This window comes from Vibrio sp. 10N.261.52.A1 (assembly GCF_002876325.1).
GTDB classification, from domain to species: Bacteria; Pseudomonadota; Gammaproteobacteria; order Enterobacterales; family Vibrionaceae; genus Vibrio; species Vibrio chagasii.
In genome coordinates this window covers 1-379 of sequence record NZ_MCYD01000260.1, presented here as the reverse complement: position 1 = coordinate 379, position 379 = coordinate 1, and the positions used below count along the sequence as shown (strand labels likewise).

1 protein-coding gene is annotated in these 379 nt (G+C 46.7%); it reads right to left on the bottom strand.

Going from position 1 to position 379, the window contains the following annotated elements; genetic code table 11:
• Nucleotides 1-365 (bottom strand): hypothetical protein (locus tag BCT81_RS03385; protein ID WP_102423242.1); only part of this gene is annotated, 365 nt, incomplete at its 3' end.
• Between the last annotated feature and the right edge of the window lie 14 nt (nucleotides 366-379).

Sequence of the window (379 nt, the reverse complement as noted above, 5' to 3'; positions counted from 1 at the left end):
ATCAGGTGATTGAGTAGATCTTCACTCTGCTTTTCCAGTAACCCGTGAGTGCGTTGAATCAGCTCTGTGCTCTCAAGAGAGATAAATTGCATTAGCGCATAAGACTGATTCAATGTATCAAAGGCTTGCTTGTGTTGGCCTAGGCGGTTAAGAATCTCAGATTGAGCCACGCTTGCATCTCTGAGCCCCGCAAGTAGGCAGGCAAATTGGCAAGGCTTGATATCGCTTTGGTATGCCGCATCTTGAATGTGGTGAGGAAGAGAATTGAGAACATCCCCATAAAGGCGCTGTGCTTCTGGCCAGTGACCTTGCTCCATTAACTGTTCAGCTTTTAGGTAGTGCATCCAGCATCGTTCAATTTCCATATCCACATCCTCGA